General features: G+C 49.8%; 1 protein-coding gene. It reads right to left on the bottom strand.

The features are described from left to right. Positions 1-494: hypothetical protein (locus tag O4H47_RS17845; protein WP_269395377.1), on the bottom strand; the 494-nt coding region annotated here is incomplete at both ends.

The raw sequence follows: 494 nt of genomic DNA on the forward strand, positions 1-494 counted from the left end.
TCAGCCGCCGTTTCAGCCGCATCTTTTGCATCGACCGCAACAGTTGCAGCTAAAAGTGTTTCACCGTGTTTGGTGCTAACCTCACCAGACTTGGTGGTCACCTCTCCATGCTTTACACGCACTTCATCCAGCATACTGCGCTGCGCTTCAGTCACACCAGCAGTTGCGGAGATCACCCAATCATCATGGGCAAGGCCATCGCCAAAAGCAGTTTCAATTTGGACTGTTAGATTGCCTGAAATGGCGTCCCAGCCAATCCGACGTGCAATACCAATATCTGTTGCGTTGGCTTCTCTAGTAATTGACAAGAACGGCGATGGCGTAAAGAGCGACCTTTCGGCTTCGCTACCAATAGCAAAGACAATTGTTTCTTCATCCACCAGTGCAACATTGCTAGAGGAATGCGCAAGCAGAAAGCCCTTATCTTGAACCGTTTGAATGTGCTCAATCGCAGGCGTCAGCACATTGTTGATCCGCTCAAGTGCAACTGTCTG

The organism is Maritalea porphyrae, assembly GCF_027213965.1.
Taxonomy (GTDB): domain Bacteria; phylum Pseudomonadota; class Alphaproteobacteria; order Rhizobiales; family Devosiaceae; genus Maritalea; species Maritalea porphyrae_A.